Here is a 21685-nt window from a genome sequence, read left to right as displayed (position 1 = left end):
AGGCGGGAATACCCTTTATACAAAGTTTTATTATTTAACAGGCTTCGGTTTGGGAAATGTCCAGCTACCGTCTAATATTTCAGCTCTCGGTCTGTATAACCTCACGAGGTAATTCCAGCCATCCATGATTTCAAGATAATTATCTGCACTTGGAACACCTCCGAAGTGGATCGTAGCGCTTCCATCCTCTGCCTTCTTTGCGGTGATTGAGTTGTAAGAATAGATGCCCCGTGTATTTTTTGGTATCCAGGACTCACTGTCGTATACGATCACAGACCAAAAGGCATCAACCGGCACATCATCCTTCACAGTAAGGGTATAAGCTGTTTTTCCGTCATTCTTCTCTAGAGGAAAATTGACATAAATAGCGTCATGACTTGGCTGACCACCCCATCCGAATGCAGTACCCAACAGGCGGTTAACGGGATCGAGTTTGTCCTTCTCGCCAAACCATCCAACGGTAGACCCCATAGTAGAGCCCAGCACATTGATCGCATTACGCAAGGTCTCGACACCCTGCTTATCCCAATTCGGCAACTCAAGTTTACCCATCTCGGCCTGTTCGACTACGACCGCATCCTGCAGGTCGTGACAAATCTTAATATCGGCAGGGTCATTAGGATCCGCAAAGGTTCGGATGCCAATTAAGATATATCGGGTCCCCATTTCCTCCATCGTATAGGTCTTTGTTGCTGGGCCGTAGATAGAAGGTGGAATGTTGTGATCCTGACTAATCGCCTGCATTGACATGTACCGACCTCCGGCGTCTGGTATCGTTATGGTCAGCGGTGAAGTAAGGTCAAAGACTCCGAACATATAGTACGTGTCGCGGTTTCCGCGAACGGTCACCTGGTTGTCAACATTATAGCGCGTCCGGTTGATGGCGAATTTGCCAAAGGCATCCATAGCCAAGGCGTATCCCTTCATTTGAACGTCGCTCTCGGCACGAACGTAGTTGTCGATGGTGACCTTAACGAGGTCCTGAGCCTGTGCTGGCGCAACGGCAAAGGTTGAAAGCACAGCAATTAGCAATGCCGAAGTAATTTTATTAAATCTCAATTTTGTTTTCATAATTATCATGTTTTACTATTATTTCACTTTTGTAATTTCACTAGGTCTCCAACTTTTATCTATCCATGCTTCTAAAGGACCATACATTCTAAACCCAGCGAACCAACTTTTTCCGGGAATGGTTTGTAACCAATTATTCTCAAAACCAGCAGGTGCTTCAGGACCAAGATAGATGTCAACCGATCCATCGTCATTCATTTTAAGACCTTCGGTTTGACTTCCAACTGTTGGAAATTTCTGGTCTGTTTGTAGTTGAGAACGTGTTTGTGTGTCATAGACTGTTACGGCCCAAAAATCTTTGGCAGGAGGATTAGCCGGAACATGTATTTTATAGGTAAGTGCCCCATCCATAGGCTGTTTGTCAGCATCTACATAGGCAATACCATAATCAGAACCAGCTCCGGGAATAGTAACGGCCATTGCCGGTGTAACAGCGGTGTAAGGATAGTAGAACATAACCCTTGCATCTGTATTCATGGTCTGTCCGTCCTTACCGTTAAAAAATACATTTTTATCAACCCATGCCATTAACCAGGCGCTGTGGGTATCAGGATAAACTTCTATTCCATTCATGTTATCCACACTTCCGCTAACCCTTGGGTACCATACTATTGATCGGGCAGTAGCATTTGCTATGGCAACAGCATCTGTTAATATGCGTTTCATTCTTTCATCAGGATTAAATTCTTCGCCTTTCTCAATACCAATTGAAGCTAATAGTCCGCGAGTTTCTGCATCAATCATTTCCAAGGGTTCTTCCTGAATAACAGCATTTACATGCTCATAAAAATGATAATCGTTGTCGTGGATTGTATTTATATGTTTCCCTGATCCACTAATAAACTCCATTTTAGAAGGATTGTCTTTTTGTGCTAAAGGATACACCTTCAGATTTTCTGTTACGTTTTTGACCGCAGCTTCCATACCATTGGCGATGGAGCCACGCATAAATGTCCAAACTCGGTAAGTAGGAGATTTTACTACAAAATAACCTGTTGGAATGTCTCCCTCGTAATCAGGTGGTAGTAATAAGAATTTTCCACCTGCTCCCTTATCCGGACCCATAGGACCCACATCCTGCATATACCTGAACCATGCATCATTAAAAGCGCCCAGCATACCCGGTGGTACTTCAACAACCGTTGCTCCGGTTTCTTTCAAATTAAAGGTTGGTAATACATAAAGTGTAGAGGTGTTACCCGTTAAAAAATAAGGCTTCGAATCCATTAATTTGTCATAAATAAACACTTTATTATTATGGTTAGTTCCAAGAGCTTCAGGTCCCACCATAAGCTGTCTTACAGAGGCTGCAGACATACATTTTAAAAATACATCCACACCACGCATTCTGTCCAGGTTTTCGTAAACCAATTCTGCAGTTTCAGGAAGCGGAGCTCCATCCGTGAATTTCAAGGTCCCAATAGAAGTTTCAACGACGTCAGGGGTATGAAGCCCCTCCGGTAGTTCAGTTGTTTGCGCATACGTCTTTAGCTCTTTAGCGGGAGACTTTGCTTCCTCTGTTTTTTTACCATTGTCCTGGCATCCTAACATAGCCAAGGAGAACAATGCTATTATCCATAATTTTGAATTCATAATTGTCATTTTTAAAGTGTTGCTATTCATCTGTTTTATTCTTATTTATAATTAAGGTTTATTCCTTTTTAAGGTATATATCGCGTAATTTTTTTTGCATGGTGGCATCAATGCCCAAGCCTTCTGAAAAGTAGTTCTCGATGGTGCCGTAATTAGTCTGCATTTCATCAAAAGATGCTTCAAGATACTCTTCTTTGACACCAAAAATGGCCTGCGGAATAGACGGTTCTCCACCTCCCGAAACGTAACCGTCAATTACCTCTTTATAGAGTGGAAGGATATAGTCATTGCTGCGCAGGTAATCTTTCATCACAGTTTCTTTGGGCACATCGAGTAGCGTTAATAAGGCTGCTGCTGCCCATCCCGTGCGGTCCTTGCCCGTGGTACAGTGAAACAATGCAGGTAACTTATTTTTATTGGCCAGCGAAGTAAAGAACTCGTGGTAGGCCGTTTTTGCGCTGGACAAGGAGACGAAATCACGGTAGGACGTTATGAAAACGGCTTCAATTTTACCATCGCCCAATTCTTTGTTTCCTTCTTCCGGATCCTGCAATAACGCTAAAAGATTTGTTGGTGCAGATCCGCTAGCGTCTTTCAGTACGTCTAGCCAGATATTGTTCACACCGGGAGGAAGTTCGTCTGGCAAAGGTGTTCGTTCTGCCTCCGTCCGCAGGTCATAGTCATTCTTAAGTCCGAGTTTAGCAATCTTCTCCATGTCTTCCGGACTAATCTTGGCAAGCTGATTAGAGCGATACACGAGACCTCGGACGACAGTTGCGCCATCGTTTGTTTCGTATCCTCCAAGATCACGCAGGTTCGGCACCGAAGCGATTCCGAGGCTTATACCGGGTTCAGAAAGAATTACTTTTTTTGCTGTTGTTACTTCAGTAGCAGCTGATGGATCCTGCTTGTTTTTGCAACTAGTGATTCCTACAAGCAGCACCAAAATTAGAACTACTTTCATTATTCCATCTAAATGGATCTTAATATGTTTAGTTTTCATTTTAATTAGTTTCATTATTTAAGTTGATTATTTTTAATGTTTGCCAATATCGAAATGTGATTACCCCTAGGTTTATCATTAAGATGAATTGTGGATTTCTCACAAAGGGCGGTTATTGCACCGGATAGTATTGTGAATGCTTTGCTTATGATTGCTCGGTGCATTTGATCTTCCGTTTCCCATTCCCCTATAATGGTGTAGGATTGAAGATTGTTAGTTTCTTTAATTTTTAGACTAGAACAGTCTTTTTGTAGTTCCTCACTGAGATGGTATAGCGTTTGTTTAAACTCAACGATCTTAGACGGTTTTATCCTTAATGCTATTTTCAATCGTTCCATAGGCTGTTTAAATTATCTTACCAACACCGTTTTAAAACTTGTTCAGTAGGACAATTTGTATTCAATTGTTAGGCCAAATTTTTAAAAAAGGCATAACAGTCTTGCAATCAAATATGTAGATTGATTTTTTGTATTGTATATGAAACTAAGCAATGAGATAAAACATGATATATGATGAAAAACAATATATATCATGATATTTAAAGAAGTGTATTAGGAATGCTTAGGATGTTTCATTCCTAACTTTTTAATTCGAGACCGAAGTGTCTCGGGATGCATATCCAGAATGAGAGCGGCCCCTTTAGGCCCATTAATTCGCCATAGGGTTTGTGCGAGTACTTTATTGATATAGTCTCGTTCATGATCCTCCAAGGATTGGAGCTTTTTTTTGGTAACATTCTTAGTTGATGGCATCGGTTCCATTGATAAAGTTGAAGAATGAGAGAGAATCATAGCACGTTCAATGATATTTTCAAGCTCACGGATGTTACCCGGCCAATGATATGTTTTTAGTTGCTCCATTACTTTTTTTGGAATTTTGGTGATATTTTTCCCAATCTTCTGGTTAAATCGCCTGACAAAATATTCTACTAATAAAGGGATATCACTTACTCTTTTTCTCAATGGTGTAATGGTGATGGGAAATACATTTAAGCGGTAATATAAATCCTCACGAAAACGCCCCTTTTGGACTTCCTCCTCCAGGACCTTATTAGTTGCTGCGATCACCCTTACGTTAACTTTCAGTGTACGTGGATTTCCAATCCGTTCAAACTCTCCTTCCTGCAGCACTCGTAATAATTTGGACTGAAGTTCTATGGGAATTTCGCCTATCTCATCCAGAAACAGCGTTCCGCCATCGGCCAACTCAAATCGGCCAATCTGTTTTTGGACGGCATCCGTAAAAGCACCTTTCTCATGCCCGAATAATTCACTTTCAATTAGAGTTGCTGGTAAGGAGGCGCAATTTACCGTGATAAATGGTTTGTCTTTCCGTTTGCTTTTTTGATGTAAATAGCGCGCAAACAATTCTTTTCCTGTTCCTGTTTCCCCTTCGAGCAAAACAGTGGTGTCCAGGGCGGCAACCTGATCCGCCCGGTAAAAGATGTGTTTTAGACTGTCGCTTTCACCAATGATCTCGCTGGAGGAATTAGCATTCATCAGCTCCTGACGCAGGTAAATATTTTCTACTTCCAGTTGATCTTTTAACTCCCTAATTTCTTGCAGTTGGATGGTGATTTTTCTTTGAGCTTGCTTCATCTCAGAAATATCAATAGTTTGTCCAACAAAAAAAGATTCGTCTCCAACTTTAACCAACTTTCCGGACCCATAATAGTCGGGCACTATTTTACCATCTTTAGTAATAATATCATATTCAACACTACGTTCCTTCCCATCCTCAATTATTTTCTGGAGTTCTTCCGTTACCTTTTTGTTATGCTCTTCACTTAGGAAATCACTTGGGTATTTATTAGTTAATTCCTCCGCAGAATATCCTGTGAGATCTTGATAATTCTTATTCCAACGTATTAACCTTCCCTCCAAATTCATGACATAGGTTAGTTGTGGCATTCCTTCCATAATAGCCTCTGTCCATTCTTTTTCTTCTAATAGTTGTTTGAGAGCGATTTTTCTGTGCATCACATTAGCCAAAATGTTTCCCACAATTTTAATTTGATTGATTGTATGTTTTTTCCATTCTTGCTGTTTACGAACCGTAGATAAAGAAAGGCCGAAATGAACAGCATTGTCAATCTTTAATGGAAGTAAGAACAGCGACTTTAAACCCATTTTTTCAATTACAGCTCTATCATGACGGGCATTATTGGGAAATTCGGTGATTTTGGTGAAGGCCAATAACTTGTCTTTCTTGATGCTCTTATAGATGAATGGCAGAAAGTCTTCTCCAATTCCCGTAATTGGAGGAATGTTAATACCGGGTCGAGAATAGAAATAGGAAATGACAAATTTGGTTTGATCATCAGAGAAAGTACCCAGATGACAGCGATCTGCCTCAAAGAATTCTACAATCGATTTCAGGCTCGATTCAATAGCTGCATCTATAGATTCGAGTGGCAGATTTGCCAGTTTTGCTGATAAATCTCCGAGCATTGATTCAAAGCTGGAATTTTCGATCAAAACTTTTGTGTGTTGATTTGCTATTTTATCTTTCTGCATATTCATTACAAGATACATTTCATATTCGAATATCAAAAGAAAGCTATTATGATAAGACCCTCTTAATAAAGATAGTGCATTTGAAAATTTAGACAATAATTTTCACTATTGATTTTTTGATCGCATACAGTTTTTTTTACACCTTAAATTGACCAATTCTGGATTTGATTTTATCTACAATTGTCTGTGCTAATTTCTCCTTGCTCTCAATGGTCCACCCGGCAACATGCGGAGAGAGAATAACATTTTCGGCATCAATTAGATATTTAAAAGTATCCGGAAGTTCACCTTCTGCAAACATATCTTCGAAGGAGGTTTTTTCATATTCAAGTACATCTAATCCCGCACCTAATATTTTACCAGATTTTAAAGCGGAAACCAGATCTTCGGTCACTACGCATTTTCCTCTTGCCGTATTTAACAACCAAAATGGTTTTTGAAATGCACTGATAAATTCGGTGTTAATCATTCCCAGGGTTTCGGGCGTTTGAGGTACGTGCAGGCTTATTATGTCTGATCTTTGCTCCAATTCCATGATCCCTACCTGCCTGGCATTTTCATCAGATACGCCCCCAACTATGTCATAGCAAATTACTTCAACATCAAAACCACTGAGTTTTTTAGCAAAGGCTTTCCCTGTATTGCCATAACCAATTATACCCACTGTTTTGCCATCCAATTCAAATCCTCTATTCCCTTCTCTGTCCCAAATTCCCGATTTTACTTCACGATTGGCTTTGGTGAGCTTATTAAAAAGCGCCAATAATAATCCCAGGGAATGTTCCCCTACAGCATTACGATTTCCTTCGGGAGCGGCTGCCAGATAAATTCCTTTATCCCAGGCGTAATCCACATCAATATTTTCCAATCCAGACCCAAGCCTACCAATAAATTTCAAGTTTTTAGCTTTGTCCAGAAAGGATTGGTCTATGCTAAATCTGCTTCTGATAATAAGCCCGTCATAGAGGTGAATTGTCTTTTCAACCTCAGATTTCGGTGCAGTATATTCTTCAACATTTTCAAAACCCAGAGCTTTGAATTCCTCTATGAGCAAAGGATGGTTGTTGTCTAAGTGGAGGATTTTCATTCTTGTTTAAATTTTAGGATATTCAGTTTGTGTCCTTGCGTGCTGTACCTTACCGGTGTGCGCTGTTGTTAACTTTTCAAAGAGTAATAAATGTACTTCTTCATTGTTTTTTGTAGACGGATTGTGTTCTACCCCTTTTGGGACAACTATAATTTCGCCTGCTTTCACTGTCTCTGTCCGGTCTCTGAATTGCATATACAAAGTGCCTTTTAAAACCTGGAATAGTTCATCCTCATTTTCGTGGGAATGCCATACAAACTCTCCCTGAATCTTTGCCAGGATTACCTGCATATCATCTACCTGCGCTATTTGATGCGGGTGCCATGTTTTACTAAATGCGGCATGTTTCTGTTTTAAATTTATAGTTTTCATTTTCATTAACTTAAGTCTAATTTTTTATAAAACAAATCTTACTCCTTTTTGGTTTCAGGCTGGTCTTTTGCATCAAATTCAAAAATATCATTTCTGGCATAATGACCTATTACATCAAAATCGAGTTTGTTTAACTTAATTTCTTCAAGATCTATTTCAGAGACAAGAACTCCGGCTTTATCATATAATGGACCGGCAAGAATTTTTCCGTTAGGAGCCACTATAATACTGCCTCCCCGACACATTGTTTCGGGTTCATTAGCAACAAGTGACTGGTAGTTTTCAGGATACATAGATTTGGTAAAATACTGGTTGCAACCAAGTACGTAGCATCTGCCTTCCAAAGCGATATGTTGCATAGTGGAGGTCCATTCTTCCCTGGCATCTGCCGTAGGGGCAATATAAATTTCAACCCCTTTTCTGTACATTGACATTCTGGCCAGAGGCATATAATTTTCCCAGCAGATAAGTCCACCCAACTTGCCAATATTAGTTTGATAGGTAGTTAATGATTCACCGGAAGCTTCTGCCCAGATGATCCTTTCTGTGCCTGTAGGTTTAATTTTCCGATGGGTGCCCAGTAACCCCGAAGTTGGGGATATATATAGCATGGAACAATAAAGGCTGCCACTTATATTATCTTTTTCGGTTACTCCAATAACCAGGTAGGTTTTATTTTTTTTTGAAATGTCTTCGAGTCTTTTAAGGTCTTCACTCTGCACATTGAGGCTGTTTTCATAGTATTCAGCATAAAGCTTGCGCCCCTTTTCAGATCTGCTGCCTATGGTGGCGCCGAAGGTAAATCCTCTTGGGTAACCCGGAATAAAAGATTCCGGAAAAACCAACAAATCACATCCCTTCGCTGCATATGTTTTCGTAAGCCTTTCAACTTTAGAAATGGTTTCTTTTTTATTAAAAAAAACAGGGCTTTCCTGGACTAATCCTACTTTTATTGGCATAGATTGAAATTCTTAAATAGAATTTATTTTAGATTTCGGGGACTCTAAGGTATCCAATTTTAATAAAAGTGAGGTCTAAATTCCCAAAATAACTTTTGCTATCCAGAAATAAATCAAGATCCCGAAGATATCATTACTTGTCGTAATAAAAGGGCCTGTAGCAATAGCCGGATCTATACCCCTTTTGTTTAGAAACAAGGGAATAAAGGTTCCAATTATTCCGGCAACGATGATTACCACAACCAGCGAAATTGAAATGGCAAGTGCTGCAGGAAAATTGCCTTGCCAGAACCAGGTAAAAACTAAAAGAACCATTCCCAGGATTAGACCATTTAGTGTGGCCAGGAGCATTTCCTTAATCAGGCGGTTACTAATGCTACCCTTGAGGTCATCATTTGCAATTCCCTGTACTATGATGGCACTTGATTGCACTCCAACATTACCGGCCATGGCGGCAATTAATGGTGTAAAAAAGAACAGGATTGCATGATTACTTATCAGTTCTTCAAAGCCTCCCATGATAGCTGCTGCCCCAATACCGCCTATAAGGCCCAAAAACAGCCAGGGTAAACGGGCTCTGGTTAACTCCCAAATACTATCATCGGCCTCCACATCCTGCGAGATACCTGCCGCCAGCTGGTAATCTTTCTCAGCTTCTTCCCTTATTACATCTACGATGTCATCAATGGTAATTCTGCCAACCAACCTCCCAATCTCATCAACTACGGGAATGGCTTCCAGATCGTATTTGGACATAATTTTTGCCACTTCCTCAGGTTCTTCGTTTACGGTAACCCTATCCACTTTTGGAATATAAATATCTTTAATCGGAGATTTGGTTGAGGTGGTTAAAAGATCCTTAAGTGAGAGCCTGCCTTTTAGTTTGTCATCGTCATCTACTACATAAATAGAATGTACCCTTGTCACATTTTCTGCCTGTGCCCTCATTTCTTTAACGCAGGTAAGGACGTTCCAATTTTCATTTACTTTTACCAATTCCTTGGCCATAAGTCCACCTGCAGAATCTTCATCATAGCGTAAAAGATCTACAATATCCTTGGCATGATCACGGTCCTCTATTTCCGAAATTACTTCTTCAACAATTTCCTCAGGGAGTTCTCCCACGATATCCGCGGCATCATCGGTATCCAGTTCTTCTAATTCTTCTGCGATTTCCTTGGAAGACAAATTATTAAGGACAGCCTCCCGCATATCATCATCCAATTCAATGAGTACGTCGGAGGTTTTATCACTATCCAGAAGTTTAATAAGATAAGTAGCCGATTCTTCACTAAGATCATTAGCAATTTCTGCGATATCGGCATAGTGGATCTCTGCCATGAAAGACCTTAAATCTGCGTCTTTCCCGGATTCTATAAGCAGTTCAATTTCTGCCAGCAGCTCGTCTGTGAGTTTAAATGGAGTCATCACCTATCTTCTTGGTCAGCGAAATAAATTGGGCTACAGCCAATTCTTCGGGACGCCGGTCAAAGATAGCATCTTCTTTTAGATTATCAGAAAGGTTAAATATTTTTAAGCTGTTTCTTAAAGTCTTTCGGCGCTGGTTAAAACCTGTTTTTACTACCCTAAAAAACAATTTTTCATCACAATCCATTGTTAAATCATCTTTTCTTACAAGTCTTAACACCCCCGACTCTACTTTTGGAGGGGGATCAAAAACCTCAGGATTTACAGTGAAAAGATATTCTGCATGATAAAATGCCTGGACCAAAACAGAAAGAATGCCATAGGTTTTATTTCCTTCTTTGGCACAAATGCGTTGAGCCACCTCTTTTTGGAACATCCCTGAAAATTCCGGAACCCTGTTTCGAATCTCCAATAACCTGAAAACAATCTGCGTAGAAATGTTATAAGGAAAATTACCGGTTATGGCAAAAGGCTCCATATTAAATAAAGTTGAAAGATCGTATTTTAGGAAGTCGGCCTGAATTACCTCAAGGGAATTGTTTTGCTGCAGAATTTCATTGTGTTCCAACTGAAAGCTATGGTTGAGGTAAATAATAGATTCCTCATCCAGTTCCATAGCGACAAGGTTCATAGAGCGCTGCAACAAATATTTTGTAAGGACTCCAGTACCGGGCCCAATTTCAAGTACATTGGTATAACCGTCCATTGAAAGCGTATCGGCTATTTTTTTGGCAATTTCTTCATCTCTAAGAAAGTGCTGCCCCAGATATTTTTTAGCTTTAACCGGACTTTCTACCTGGTAGGCACTCTTCTTAAACGAGCTGTGTTTTTTACGTTTTTTGGCCATAGTCTAATTCGGTTGCGGAGTTGAGCTTATATAAGCCCAGGCACTTTTTCCGGAGTTCAGAACTACTTTAATTCTTTTATAAGCCGGTCCTTCATATTTATCAACTTCCAAAATTTCTTCATTACTACACATAAAGACTCTGCCATTCACAAAATCCGCAGGCTCATCCGAACTTTGCATTACAGGATATACACCAACTACTTTCTCATCTGATAACTTATAACCTATAAGGGTGTCGTTAAAACCGGAAAGTGTTCTTGAAAAAACAGTTAACTGTATATTTTCCTCCTGCAAGGTACCGTAAGTAAAAAGATATTCAGTTGCATTTAATCTATGTGCAGTATACTCTTTAATCACAGCCAGTTCAGTTCTAAAGGCTACAAATTTATTTCCGAAGTGCTTTACTACATCCTCGCGCATTCTTTCGGCATCCTCAGCGTAATATTTATCTAAAATTTCCTTGTTTTCAGCGGTGTATTGTATAGAATAGGTAATTCCTCCCATTTCTTCTTCCACAAGTACTTTTGCCATTTTAGCCTTTATGAATTTTCCAGTCTCCAGGACCTCCGGAATATGCGTTTCCTGCATCCATTCTAACCATTTATCGTGAACAGTTTCATCAATATTAATGGTAACATTGTAGATAATCATACATCAAATATTATAAGTCAGTAAATGCAAATTTAGTTAATACTATCGCCACGCAATATTCGGAAATTTTTGCGTGCCTGGGGAAAGTAGTAGCTGTCCTGATAATTGTAAATTATTTTCTCGTAATGTTCTTTAGCTTTCTCGGTTTCATTTAAGATGTTTCGATATAGCTCTGCAAGTGCAAAATGCGCATCATCGGCCAAAATATCATTTCCATAAAACTCAACAATTTTAAGATAGTTAAATTCTGCTGCCTCATAATCTTTGATAAGTACCAAAAGCTCACCTTGTTTTAAAAGTGCCTCATCTTCTATTTTTTCTCCCTTGTGATTTATGAGAATATCATCGAGGACTTTAATCGCTTCATTCGTGTTCTGCTGATAAGACAGGAGGTCTGCTCTGGCATACTTCTTTAATGCGATCTGAGTTGAATCTTCCAAAGAATTATCTGAAATTAAAAGGCTTAACTGCATGGCATCGTTTGCAATAAGTTGCGAAGTTGAACCTCTCAGGACCTTTAATTGAGTAAAAGCCCAATCAAAATCGCCCTTGTAAAAACTCGTCTGAGCTACTTTAAATCGCGCATCCTGCCCTAAAACATCATTTTTTAAACTTTTTTGGACCTGGGAAAAATTAATTAGTGCTTCGTTGAATTTCTGATCAAAAACAAGGATATCTCCAAGGGCAAGTTTTACATAAGCTTTACTGAAGCGTTCCAGGGGGAGATCTAAACATTTCTTAAGGATAGCAATAGCCTCCCGGGGTTTACCTTTTTTAAAAGTGAGGAAATGGGAATAGGCAATTTGCAATTGTAAGGTGTGATTTTCATATCCATATACTTCCATTAAAGATTCGAACCGGGCTTCTACTTCATCTAACTGTTTTGTGTTAGCGTCTATAAGTTCAATGTCAATAAGATTCAGGCGTGCATTGAGTTTGATTACCGGATCTTTAGAATTTTTATCGATATAGGTAAAAATTGCTTCAGCATCATCAACGGCATTGTCCTCCAAAGCAATGTCACCCAGACCAATCAAACGTTGCAATGTAAAAGACCCGGATCTTTTATAGATGGCTTTTTCCTGATTGAAGGCACTGTTGTATTGCTTTTGTTGCACAAATAACCAGCTTAAAATTTCATTCCAAAGGATATCCGGATTTTTTTGTGCCTTTATCAGCAGTATTTTTTTGAGCTTGAGGTTGTTAGGATTCTCAGGGTCTGAGGTAATAAAATTATCAAGATTCCGAAGTACATTGGTCTGAGTAGCCTTTCCTGCAGAAATTAGTTCCAAATAGGAGTCGTACATCCTTTCTATATCTCCTTGTTCTCCATAAATACGGGCCATTTGAAAATTATAGTCTAACTCCGGGTTTAGCTCCATAGCTTTCGAGTAGGCCCTTAGTGCATAGTCTAAAAGCGCATAGCGCTGAAATCTGAACCCTATACCATAACCAAAGTTTGGATTTACCTCAATTTTTGAAAGTGCAATTTCATAATTCTCTTTAGCCTTTTCTGTCTGGTCCTGCAGAAGGTAATTATACCCCAATTCAATATAAATAGTTGGGTATGGGTTACCTGATTCTATTTTCCTTAAAAGAAAGGCCTGGGCTTCTTCATACTTTTCCAGTTGCTGGTAGCACGCAATCAGACCTTCGGCATAATCTGTACGTCTGGGGTTTTTTTCTGCCAGATTTTTATAAAAGACTTCCGCTTTCTTAAATTCACCATCTTTGAAATACTGCTTTGCCAGAAAATCTTCTTGTGTCCAGCATTGGGAGGTACAGATAAGACAAATAAATAATAAGGCAAATCTCATATTGGAAATTTATCAAATTTAACCAAGCTCTATAAAAAACACTGTCAAAGAAAACATAATATCGCTGAACTGACCTTTTTCCCGTATTGATTAAGCATCAATATAGGGTGCAAATAATGGTAATTCGCTCAATAAGTCAATCAAGTAAAATAATTTAATCTATCCTACTAAAACCTGTATAAGGGACCAGGATATCAGGAATATTTATCCCGTCAGCGGTCTGGTAATTTTCCAGTATCCCTGCCAAAACCCTTGGTAATGCCAGTGAACTGCCATTAAGCGTATGAGCCAATTGTGTTTTGTTGTTTTCATCTCTGTAACGAAGCTTTAATCTGTTCGCCTGAAAAGTTTCGAAATTAGAGACTGAACTAATTTCCAACCATCGGTCCTGAGCAGTAGAAAACACCTCGAAATCATAGGTAAGGGCTGCGGTAAAGCCAAGGTCGCCGGCACAAAGACGCAGGACTCTGAAAGGCAACTTTAATTCCCTCAAGATATTTTTTACATGTTCTACCATAGCATCCAATGCCTGGTAAGAATTATCCGGATGTTCTACCCGTACTATTTCCACCTTGTCGAATTGGTGCAGACGGTTGAGCCCCCTTACATGCGCCCCGTAGCTGCCTGCTTCCCTTCTGAAACAAGGAGTATAACCCGTATAGCAAATGGGGAGATCATTTTTATCGAGGATAGAATTTCTTAAAACATTGGTTACAGGCACTTCTGCTGTTGGTATCAGGTAGAGATCTTCCTCAGTAACATGATACATCTGACCTTCTTTATCCGGGAGTTGTCCCGTGCCATAGCCGGAAGCTTCATTAACCAGGAGGGGTACCTGCATTTCGGTATACCCAGCTTCCGTATTTTTATCTAAGAAATAGGCAATCAAGGCTCGTTGCAAACGGGCGCCTTTACCCTTGTATACCGGAAATCCTGCCCCGGTGATTTTAACACCCAGTTCAAAATCTATGATGTCATATTTTTTTGCCAGCTCCCAATGTGGTTTGGCATCGCCACCCAGCACAGGAATATCTCCTTCCCTGAAGACTTCTTCGTTATCTTCTTCACTATTTCCGGCCGGGACTGATTCATGCGGGACATTGGGAATTTGATAAAGTGCTTCCTCCAGCTCGTCTGCAACAGCATTTAGTTCTTCGGTTAGCCTTTTAGAATCTTCTTTTAGCTGAGTTGTTTTTTGTTTAATCTGGTTTGCTTCTTCTGCTTTTCCACTTTTAAATAACAAGCCAATCTCTTTGGAAAGTTTATTGCCTTCTGCCAGTGTATTATCCAAATCTGTTTGAAGCGCACGTCTTTTTTCATCAAGGTTAAGAACCTTATCCAAATGAAGTTCTGCATCAAAATTGCGTTTTTTTAAAGCTTTCGCAATCTGATCTTTATTTGTTCGTAAGGCTTGTAATTGCAACATGTTAAGATGTTTTAAGGCGCAAATTTAGGGTTAAATGATCAATGTATCAATTTGGAATGGCAACATTTTATTTTATCACCCATATTTATTTAACAAAAAGGATTCCTATTTAGAAGCCGGTAATTCAGCTTTAGATTCTTTAGAGGGCAAAATCCAGTTATTATGCCAAAAATAGTCCCATCGTTCTGTGGCGAGATCTACGTCAGGATCTATAAAGGGTTTTAATTTACTGCCATTAATCCGGACCCTGGAATTAACATAAACGGAAATATCTGCACCGTCTTCAGAATAAATTTTCTTAAGGTGCTGTGCAAACTGCCAAATAAGATCGGGATATCCCGAAATTCTGCCCCTTTGCTTTTTTGTTAAGCAGTCCCTCAGATTAACATTAATGACATTGCCATTATCATTATTTATCACTTTAAAACTAATTATACCAGACCTGCTTCTGAGCATCATCCGCCAACTCAATCTATGTCCCTCTTCGGTCCATAGAACATCATCTTTTATAAAATGATGTCTTAAGGGAAGAATAAGTTGTATTGTAAAGTAAATTGCAAATCCCAGAAAAAAGAGGTTTCTGTATTTAGGGATAATGACTTCAGAAGGTTCCGGTAACGGTTTCTTTTTAAAGAATATCCGCCTAATAGTTTCCGGTTCAAAAAAGAAAACGGTAAAAGCCAGGGCAAGGTAGGGAAAGATCCCAATTTGAAATACGACAGAATTGAACAGGTGAAAGAATATCGCGAAGGCAAAAGCAATTTTTCTGGAGGGTTTCCACAGTAAGGCAGGAACTATGAGTAAATCGAATAAAATTCCCATGACTGAAATAAACTTATGGACCCAGGATTCCTGTAACAAATCACCTATGAGCCAAAAATGAGCCTTGTTTTGCATTAGTATTCCAACAAAACTAAAATCGAGCCAATCTGCGTAGAGTTTGGCCAGGGCTGCATAGGTATACACAATAAAAAGTTGTAGTACTATTATCCATTTTACATAGCTGTACATGCTTTCACTCCTAATCTGTGGCTTAGCCCTGGCATCTAAGGAATATGCCTGGTTAGCCGGGAGAAAACACATAATAAGTGAGATTAGCACCAACAAATAATAGTGATTGTTATATGATGTTTTTTGCATCAGGTAAACAGCTGTCCAGAGAATGGTAAATGAAAGTATACTGAACCTATACTTATAACCAAGAGCAATGAAAATTCCCAGGGTACCCATAATAAAAAAGTAGATATACATGCCCGGACCGGGTAAGGGTTGTAACCATTCAAAACCAATAAAGGAGAATGTAAATGTGGGTTCTATCAAAGTTCTCCTGACCCATCCTGTTAAGATGGCACCATAGCATTCCAGGCTGATAAGAATCCCCAGAAAGATGCGAAAAATTAGTAAAGGACTGTTGTCTATTCTTTTAAAAAAAAAGGAATTAAACATCTAGCTTGAAATTAAGGCAATTGACGTTTCTTTATCTTTTAGCAACTGCGCTTTAAGTTCCTCCAACGAGTTGAACTTATGTTCATCGCGGATGCGTTCCAGGATATCTACCTGGATATTTTGCTCATATAAATCTGCTTTAAAATCAAAAAAATGGATTTCAATACTCTTTGAGGAACCATTTACAGTGGGATTAAAACCGATGTTCATCATCCCATAATAAAGTTTGTCATTAAGGATGCTTTTTACCACATAAACCCCGTTTTTAGGGATGAGTTTATATTCTTCTGCAATAAATAAATTAGCTGTGGGAAAGTTTAATTGTCGCCCCAGACCTTTACCTTTTTTAACATCACCCGTTAACATATAGTTATATCCCAGGTATTCATTGGCAGTCTTTATATCTCCTTCTATAAGCGCATTTCTGATTTTTGTAGAACTTACAGAAACATCATCAATTTCCTGTGCCGGAATTTCTTCAACTTCAAAATTTAGAGTATTACCAAAGGCGGAAAGATCCTGGATATTGGCATTTCTGTTACGGCCAAAGCGGTGGTCATAACCTATAATAATTTTTTTGACCTTTAATTCATTCACCAGGATGTCTCTAACGAATTCTGTAGAAGAAAGGCGTGAAAATTCAAGAGTGAAGGGATGAATAATCAGGTAATCCAGGCCAATAAATTCTAAAATTTTGATTTTTTCCTGGATGGTATTCAGAAGCCTTATTTCGGTATCTTTTTGTAAAACCATTCTGGGATGCGGGAAAAAAGTAAGTACCGTAGCTCGCAGACCAGTTTTTTTGGCATCATTTATGAGGCGTTCAAGTATTTTTCTGTGACCTATGTGAACACCGTCAAAAGTGCCAATGGTTATGGCAGTAGGGTGCTTTTTATCGTAATTGGAAATGCTTTGAACTGTGACCACACAAATAAAATAATAAAAAGGCTTACTTTTAAAACTTTAAAAATCCCTTGATGTTAGCAAAACTACGTCTTGTTTTATCAATTTCCATATTATTTCTCTCCTTTTACGGATCTTCGCAATCCAAATATTGGGGGCAGGAAATTTCTCCCAGTAAGTTTTCTTCGCCTTCACTATCCAATCCGGACGTGACTAAGGTAAGGGTTTTTGATTTGGACCAGGCATCTTTATCTGAGGAACTCTTATCTATATCTACCCAAAAGAAAGTTACCGGAATAATTTATTTTCCAGATGTTAAGGGGAAACTAAGGGCGTTCAGAGTTTCAGAAAATTCGGTCCTGGCGCCCGAATTGGCAAAAAAATATCCGGGTATAAAGTCCTATTCAGGTTATAGTTTGGATGGAAGTAAAGACCGTATTCGATTTAGCATTTCACACAAGGGTGTACAAAGTATGATTGTTCATGCAGGAAGCGAAAAGACCACTTTCATGGAAAAAGTCTTAGATGGAGGCGGTGCTTATGTAGTTTATGACAGAAGTTTACATTCTAAGCTCAACAGCGACTTTATATGTTTTACCCAATCAGCGATTGAAAAAAGTTTAAACGGTTCCGTTTCAAAACTTGTGGATGATCAAACCCTTAGAAAATACAGAATAGCAATTTCTGCTACAGGAGAATATACCGAATTCCATGGAGGAACCGTGGCCGACGCCCTTGCGGCAATAAATGCTACACTTACGAGGGTAAACCAGGTTTTTGAGACCGATTTGGGTGTTACTTTAGAATTGATTGCCAATACAGATTTGGTGATATTTACAGACCCTGATACCGATCCCTATGGAGGAAATTTAAATTCAGAAGTTCAAAATACACTTACCTCAACAATTGGCGAGGCAAATTATGATGTGGGTCATTTATTTCATGAAGATACAGATGGAGGTAATGCGGGCTTTATAGGTTCTGTTTGTATAGATAACCAAAAAGGAAGTGGATACGCTGCCGCCTTAAATCCGCAGGGTGATATCTATGATCTCGATTTTGTATCACATGAATTGGGGCATCAATTTGGTGCAAATCATACCTGGTCCTTTGAATCTGAAGGCACTTTGGTTCAGGCAGAACCTGGTACAGGAACCACGATTATGGGATACGCCGGTATAATACCCGGACAAAACGTTGCGCCAAACGGGGATGACTATTTCCATTATAACAGCATATTTCAAATCATAGAATATCTTCAGACTACAAGCTGTGGAGAACTTACGCCTTTAACAAACAACCCTCCGGTTATTAATCCTATTCCTGATTATATTATTCCCAAAGGAACACCATTTGTATTGGCAGGAAATGCCATAGATCCCGATACTACAGATATACTTACTTATGTATGGGAACAGATTGATGACGGCGTGGTCACTACAGAAAATTTCGGACCCGATAATCCAAGTGGCGCAAATTTCAGATCTCTTAAGCCTACTACAGATCCCGACAGATATTTTCCAAAATTATCGGAGGTTAACCAGGGGAATCTTACGCAAACCAATCCACCGATAAATTCGGCCTGGGAAACGGTTTCCAATGTGGAACGCGAAATGAACTTCGCCTTAACCGTTAGAGATAACGCAGCAGGAGGGGGTCAGGTAGCTTCAGAGCTGGTAAAGCTTAATGTTTTAAATAGCGCGGGACCATTTGTTGTAAACTCTCAAAACACAGCGGAGACCTATACGGCCGGATCTGTACAGATCATCAGCTGGGATGTCGCCAACACGAACAAAACACCAATAAATACACAGGAGGTAGATATATTTCTTTCTACAGACGGAGGTTTGAGTTTTCCAATACAGCTGGCAACCGCAGTTCCAAACGATGGCAGTCACGAGGTTATTGTTCCCGGCAATAGCACTACAACGGCCCGTATCATGGTTAAGGGCACAAACAATATTTTCTTCAGTATGAACACTACTGATTTTGCAATTGAGGATTCTGAAGTTATCTTGAATTTTGCAGACCTCAATTATGAAGTTTGTGAACCTAATGACCTTTTGACACCGTTTATATATGAAACCTATTTGGGGTTTAGTGAGGAAGTTACCTTTAGTGTTCAAGGTATGCCTGCCGGCCTCACAGCAGTTTTTACACCGCCAACTGCAACAATAAATAATACTCCGGTTTCCATTACTTTTTCAAATACAAATCTTGTTCTTCCCGGGAATTATCCTGTGACCGTCACAGCCACTTCTTTGAGCATCACTAAAGAGGTAACATTAAATATTAATATTAACGATGCCAACTTCTCAGATGTGGTTTTACAGACTCCCATTGATATGGCAACAGGGGTAGGTCTGCAACAACAACTTAGCTGGGAGTTGAATGCGCAGTACACCTCATACGATATAGAAATTGCCACAGATATGCTGTTCACTTCAGTTATTGAATCTTCCAGCGATGTTATTTTTAACACTTATTTACCCGAAAATCTACAGGAAGAAACCACTTATTACTGGAGAATAAAACCAAAAAATTCTTGTGGAGAAGGAACTTTTGGTCCACCATTCAGCTTTACGACTATAACAATCAGTTGCGACATTGAAACGGCTAAAGACCTGCCCGTAGATATAACCTCTATAGGTACACCAACAGTAACTTCTAAAATTACATTCTTAAATGATTTGCCGATAACGGATGTAAATGTAGGCTTGGAATTAGAGCATACTTTTCTGGCAGATCTGATAATTAGTATTACATCGCCCCAGGGTACACAAGTTATTTTAACTTCCAACTCTTGCGGGGAATTGGAAAATATTGATGCTGTTTTTGACGATGACGGAGATGCTTTTATCTGTGGTGGCGGAGCGGCGGCAATTAGTGGTACGGTAAGCCCCCTGGGTTCACTGGCCTCCTTTAATGGTGAATCTTCTTTTGGCGAATGGATATTAACAGTTTCTGATACTGCCCCGGCCGATGGGGGTAGCATTAATGACTTTTACCTGGAAATCTGTGGTGAAGGTGAATTGAGACCTGACGATGATGGAGATGGTGTTTTTGACGATGGGGATGACCTTTGCCTCGGAACACCTCCCGGAACCGAGGTGAACACAGATGGATGTCCCGTTTTTCGTTTTGCTACGGATAATTTCAATCTGGTAATAGAAAGTGAATCCTGTATTACCAGTGATAACGGATCATTTGAAATAACGGCTGTAATGTCTATGGATTACACGGTTAGTGTATCGGGCAACGGATTGAATATTACCGAGGACTTTACCAAGGATTATAAATTGGAAAATTTAGCTGCGGGCACTTACTCGGTTTGCATAAATGGAACGGACGGAGTAAATACTTTTGAGGAAATCTGTTTTGACATAGTAATAAATGAGCCCGAACCTTTAAGTGTAAGTTCTGTGGTCTCCCTAGATGGGTTGCAGGCAGTTCTGACGTTATCAGGTGCCCGATTGTATAATATTGAATTAAATGGGAGCCTTACCCAGACGGAAGGTTCAGAAGTTGTACTGGATCTGAAACAAGGGACAAATACCCTAAAAGTTTCTACAAATCTGCCCTGTCAGGGGTCATATGACGAGACAGTTTTTATTTCCGCTGCTCCATTTATATATCCGAATCCTGTAGTTGAGACTTTAAACATATTCTTAGGACCATCTTCAGATCTGGTTGACATTGTTATTTTTGCTTCTGACGGCCGACTTATCAGTAGTCAAAAGTATGAGGGTAATGAGGATACACTGACACTTAATTTTGCTGGATTACCTTCAGGGTTGTATTATGTAAATGTCAGAGGAGGAAATCTTAAAAGAACTTTTAAAGTGTTGAAGCGATGAGAATTGTTTTAGTAATTTTCATAAGCCTGCTTTTTACGGCCTGTAAAAAGGACTCACCCAAGCCACCTTCAGCGGCGGGTTTAGTTTTCCCTTTACAGAACTCTCTGTGTACTACTGGAGTAAACATAACTCCCACCTCAAGCAGGGTAGAGTTCATGTGGCAAACTGCAAACAACACAAATACCTATGAATTAAGGGTAACGAATCTTTTAACTGATATTACCCAAACGGTTAATACGCAATCCACCAGTACAGAACTTACCATAGAAAAAGGAGCTCCGTATTCATGGGTAGTTATTACCAGGAATACAGAAGTACAGGAAACTGCATCAAGTGCAACCTGGCAGTTTTTTAATGCGGGTTCCCAAATTACCTATGCTCCCTTTCCGGCACAAATAATAACACCATTATCCGGGGCTTCGGTGGTTCGGGATATCAATGGAGAAATCGTTTTGGAATGGTCCGGGGCAGATGTTGATGATGATATAGTTGGTTATGAGATATTTCTTGATACTGTATCTCCTCCCCAGGTTTTGGTAGCTTCGCCTGCATCTTCTGTTTCCAGTATTAAAATAAATACAAGTGCTAATACAGTATATTATTGGAAGGTGATCACCAAAGATATTGAGGGAAATAATTCAGATTCAGGAATTTATTCCTTTAGGGCGTTATAAATTCTAAGCATTTAAGTTAATAAAAAAGGTCTGTG

Annotated in this window: 16 protein-coding genes and 1 pseudogene; 2 read left to right on the top strand and 15 right to left on the bottom strand. The window is 39.5% G+C overall.

Going from position 1 to position 21685, the window contains the following annotated elements; all coding sequences use genetic code 11:
• Positions 1–30: 30 nt before the first annotated feature.
• The 15 genes and pseudogenes from ABJH90_RS06750 to ABJH90_RS06680 form a co-directional block, all read right to left on the bottom strand.
• On the bottom strand, positions 31–675 hold the full coding sequence (locus ABJH90_RS06750) for a DUF1214 domain-containing protein (RefSeq protein WP_348137789.1): 645 nt from the start codon (positions 673–675) through the stop codon (positions 31–33).
• 414 nt (positions 676–1089) lie between these two features.
• On the bottom strand, positions 1090–2664 hold the full coding sequence (locus ABJH90_RS06745) for a DUF1254 domain-containing protein (RefSeq protein ID WP_348137787.1): 1575 nt from the start codon (positions 2662–2664) through the stop codon (positions 1090–1092).
• Between the two features lie 58 nt (positions 2665–2722).
• Entirely contained in the window at positions 2723–3667 is a 945-nt protein-coding gene (locus ABJH90_RS06740; RefSeq protein ID WP_348137785.1) for a tyrosine-protein phosphatase, read from the bottom strand.
• Between the two features lie 551 nt (positions 3668–4218).
• Positions 4219–6189 carry a sigma 54-interacting transcriptional regulator gene (locus ABJH90_RS06735; RefSeq protein WP_348137783.1) on the bottom strand — a complete coding sequence of 657 codons (1971 nt, stop codon included), beginning with the start codon at positions 6187–6189 and terminating at the stop codon, positions 4219–4221.
• A 130-nt stretch (positions 6190–6319) separates the two neighbouring features.
• On the bottom strand, positions 6320–7270 hold the full coding sequence (locus tag ABJH90_RS06730; RefSeq protein WP_348137781.1) for a 2-hydroxyacid dehydrogenase: 951 nt from the start codon (positions 7268–7270) through the stop codon (positions 6320–6322).
• Positions 7271–7276: 6 nt separating this feature from the next.
• A complete protein-coding gene (locus ABJH90_RS06725) occupies positions 7277–7642 on the bottom strand; it encodes a cupin domain-containing protein (protein ID WP_348137779.1) in 366 nt (121 codons plus the stop codon).
• Between the two features lie 38 nt (positions 7643–7680).
• On the bottom strand, positions 7681–8601 hold the full coding sequence (locus tag ABJH90_RS06720) for a carbon-nitrogen hydrolase family protein (RefSeq protein WP_348137777.1): 921 nt from the start codon (positions 8599–8601) through the stop codon (positions 7681–7683).
• Between the two features lie 75 nt (positions 8602–8676).
• The gene (gene mgtE, locus ABJH90_RS06715; RefSeq protein WP_348137775.1) at positions 8677–10029 is read right to left on the bottom strand and encodes a magnesium transporter; all 1353 of its coding nucleotides are present in this window, start codon (positions 10027–10029) and stop codon (positions 8677–8679) included.
• Entirely contained in the window at positions 10016–10876 is an 861-nt protein-coding gene (rsmA, locus tag ABJH90_RS06710; RefSeq protein ID WP_348137773.1) for a 16S rRNA (adenine(1518)-N(6)/adenine(1519)-N(6))-dimethyltransferase RsmA, read from the bottom strand. The genes mgtE and rsmA overlap by 14 nt, the downstream gene beginning before the upstream one ends.
• Before the next feature lie 3 nt (positions 10877–10879).
• Positions 10880–11233, bottom strand: a complete 354-nt coding sequence (locus tag ABJH90_RS06705; RefSeq protein WP_348137975.1) for a gamma-glutamylcyclotransferase family protein — start codon at positions 11231–11233, stop codon at positions 10880–10882.
• Positions 11219–11527 (bottom strand): annotated as a pseudogene (locus tag ABJH90_RS06700) (DUF4286 family protein); the annotation flags it as partial. The gene ABJH90_RS06705 and the pseudogene ABJH90_RS06700, both read right to left, overlap by 15 nt.
• 32 nt (positions 11528–11559) lie before the next feature.
• Positions 11560–13344: a tetratricopeptide repeat protein gene (locus ABJH90_RS06695; protein WP_348137771.1), complete on the bottom strand. Its 1785-nt coding sequence runs from the start codon at positions 13342–13344 to the stop codon at positions 11560–11562.
• A gap of 154 nt (positions 13345–13498) precedes the next feature.
• Positions 13499–14770, bottom strand: a complete 1272-nt coding sequence (gene serS, locus ABJH90_RS06690; protein WP_348137769.1) for a serine--tRNA ligase — start codon at positions 14768–14770, stop codon at positions 13499–13501.
• A gap of 105 nt (positions 14771–14875) precedes the next feature.
• Entirely contained in the window at positions 14876–16216 is a 1341-nt protein-coding gene (locus tag ABJH90_RS06685; protein ID WP_348137767.1) for an HTTM domain-containing protein, read from the bottom strand.
• Positions 16217–17143 (bottom strand): bifunctional riboflavin kinase/FAD synthetase, encoded by a 927-nt coding sequence (locus ABJH90_RS06680; protein WP_348137765.1) that lies wholly within the window; start codon positions 17141–17143, stop codon positions 16217–16219.
• 50 nt (positions 17144–17193) lie between these two features.
• Here ABJH90_RS06680 and ABJH90_RS06675 point away from each other — a divergent pair, with 50 nt between their 5' ends.
• On the top strand, positions 17194–20976 hold the full coding sequence (locus ABJH90_RS06675; protein WP_348137763.1) for a reprolysin-like metallopeptidase: 3783 nt from the start codon (positions 17194–17196) through the stop codon (positions 20974–20976).
• A complete protein-coding gene (locus tag ABJH90_RS06670) occupies positions 20973–21650 on the top strand; it encodes a hypothetical protein (protein ID WP_348137761.1) in 678 nt (225 codons plus the stop codon). The genes ABJH90_RS06675 and ABJH90_RS06670 overlap by 4 nt, the downstream gene beginning before the upstream one ends.
• Positions 21651–21685: the final 35 nt, after the last annotated feature.

It is taken from the genome of Eudoraea sp., from assembly GCF_039969275.1.
Lineage (GTDB): Bacteria > Bacteroidota > Bacteroidia > Flavobacteriales > Flavobacteriaceae > Eudoraea.
The sequence above is the reverse complement of the archived record's forward strand: the minus strand, read 5'-3'. Positions and strand labels throughout refer to the sequence as shown.

Excerpts from the sequence above, each read along its gene's own strand:
- ABJH90_RS06675 (WP_348137763.1), top strand. The coding sequence starts at position 17,194 with ATGTTAGCAAAACTACGTCTTGTTTTATCAATTTCCATATTATTTCTC.
- ABJH90_RS06745 (WP_348137787.1), bottom strand. The coding sequence starts at position 2,664 with ATGAATTCAAAATTATGGATAATAGCATTGTTCTCCTTGGCTATGTTA.
- ABJH90_RS06695 (WP_348137771.1), bottom strand. The coding sequence starts at position 13,344 with ATGAGATTTGCCTTATTATTTATTTGTCTTATCTGTACCTCCCAATGC.
- ABJH90_RS06735 (WP_348137783.1), bottom strand. The coding sequence starts at position 6,189 with ATGAATATGCAGAAAGATAAAATAGCAAATCAACACACAAAAGTTTTG.
- ABJH90_RS06670 (WP_348137761.1), top strand. The coding sequence starts at position 20,973 with ATGAGAATTGTTTTAGTAATTTTCATAAGCCTGCTTTTTACGGCCTGT.
- ABJH90_RS06685 (WP_348137767.1), bottom strand. The coding sequence starts at position 16,216 with ATGTTTAATTCCTTTTTTTTTAAAAGAATAGACAACAGTCCTTTACTA.
- serS (WP_348137769.1), bottom strand. The coding sequence starts at position 14,770 with ATGTTGCAATTACAAGCCTTACGAACAAATAAAGATCAGATTGCGAAA.
- ABJH90_RS06740 (WP_348137785.1), bottom strand. The coding sequence starts at position 3,667 with ATGAAAACTAAACATATTAAGATCCATTTAGATGGAATAATGAAAGTA.
- ABJH90_RS06725 (WP_348137779.1), bottom strand. The coding sequence starts at position 7,642 with ATGAAAACTATAAATTTAAAACAGAAACATGCCGCATTTAGTAAAACA.
- ABJH90_RS06720 (WP_348137777.1), bottom strand. The coding sequence starts at position 8,601 with ATGCCAATAAAAGTAGGATTAGTCCAGGAAAGCCCTGTTTTTTTTAAT.
- ABJH90_RS06750 (WP_348137789.1), bottom strand. The coding sequence starts at position 675 with ATGGAGGAAATGGGGACCCGATATATCTTAATTGGCATCCGAACCTTT.
- mgtE (WP_348137775.1), bottom strand. The coding sequence starts at position 10,029 with ATGACTCCATTTAAACTCACAGACGAGCTGCTGGCAGAAATTGAACTG.
- rsmA (WP_348137773.1), bottom strand. The coding sequence starts at position 10,876 with ATGGCCAAAAAACGTAAAAAACACAGCTCGTTTAAGAAGAGTGCCTAC.
- ABJH90_RS06730 (WP_348137781.1), bottom strand. The coding sequence starts at position 7,270 with ATGAAAATCCTCCACTTAGACAACAACCATCCTTTGCTCATAGAGGAA.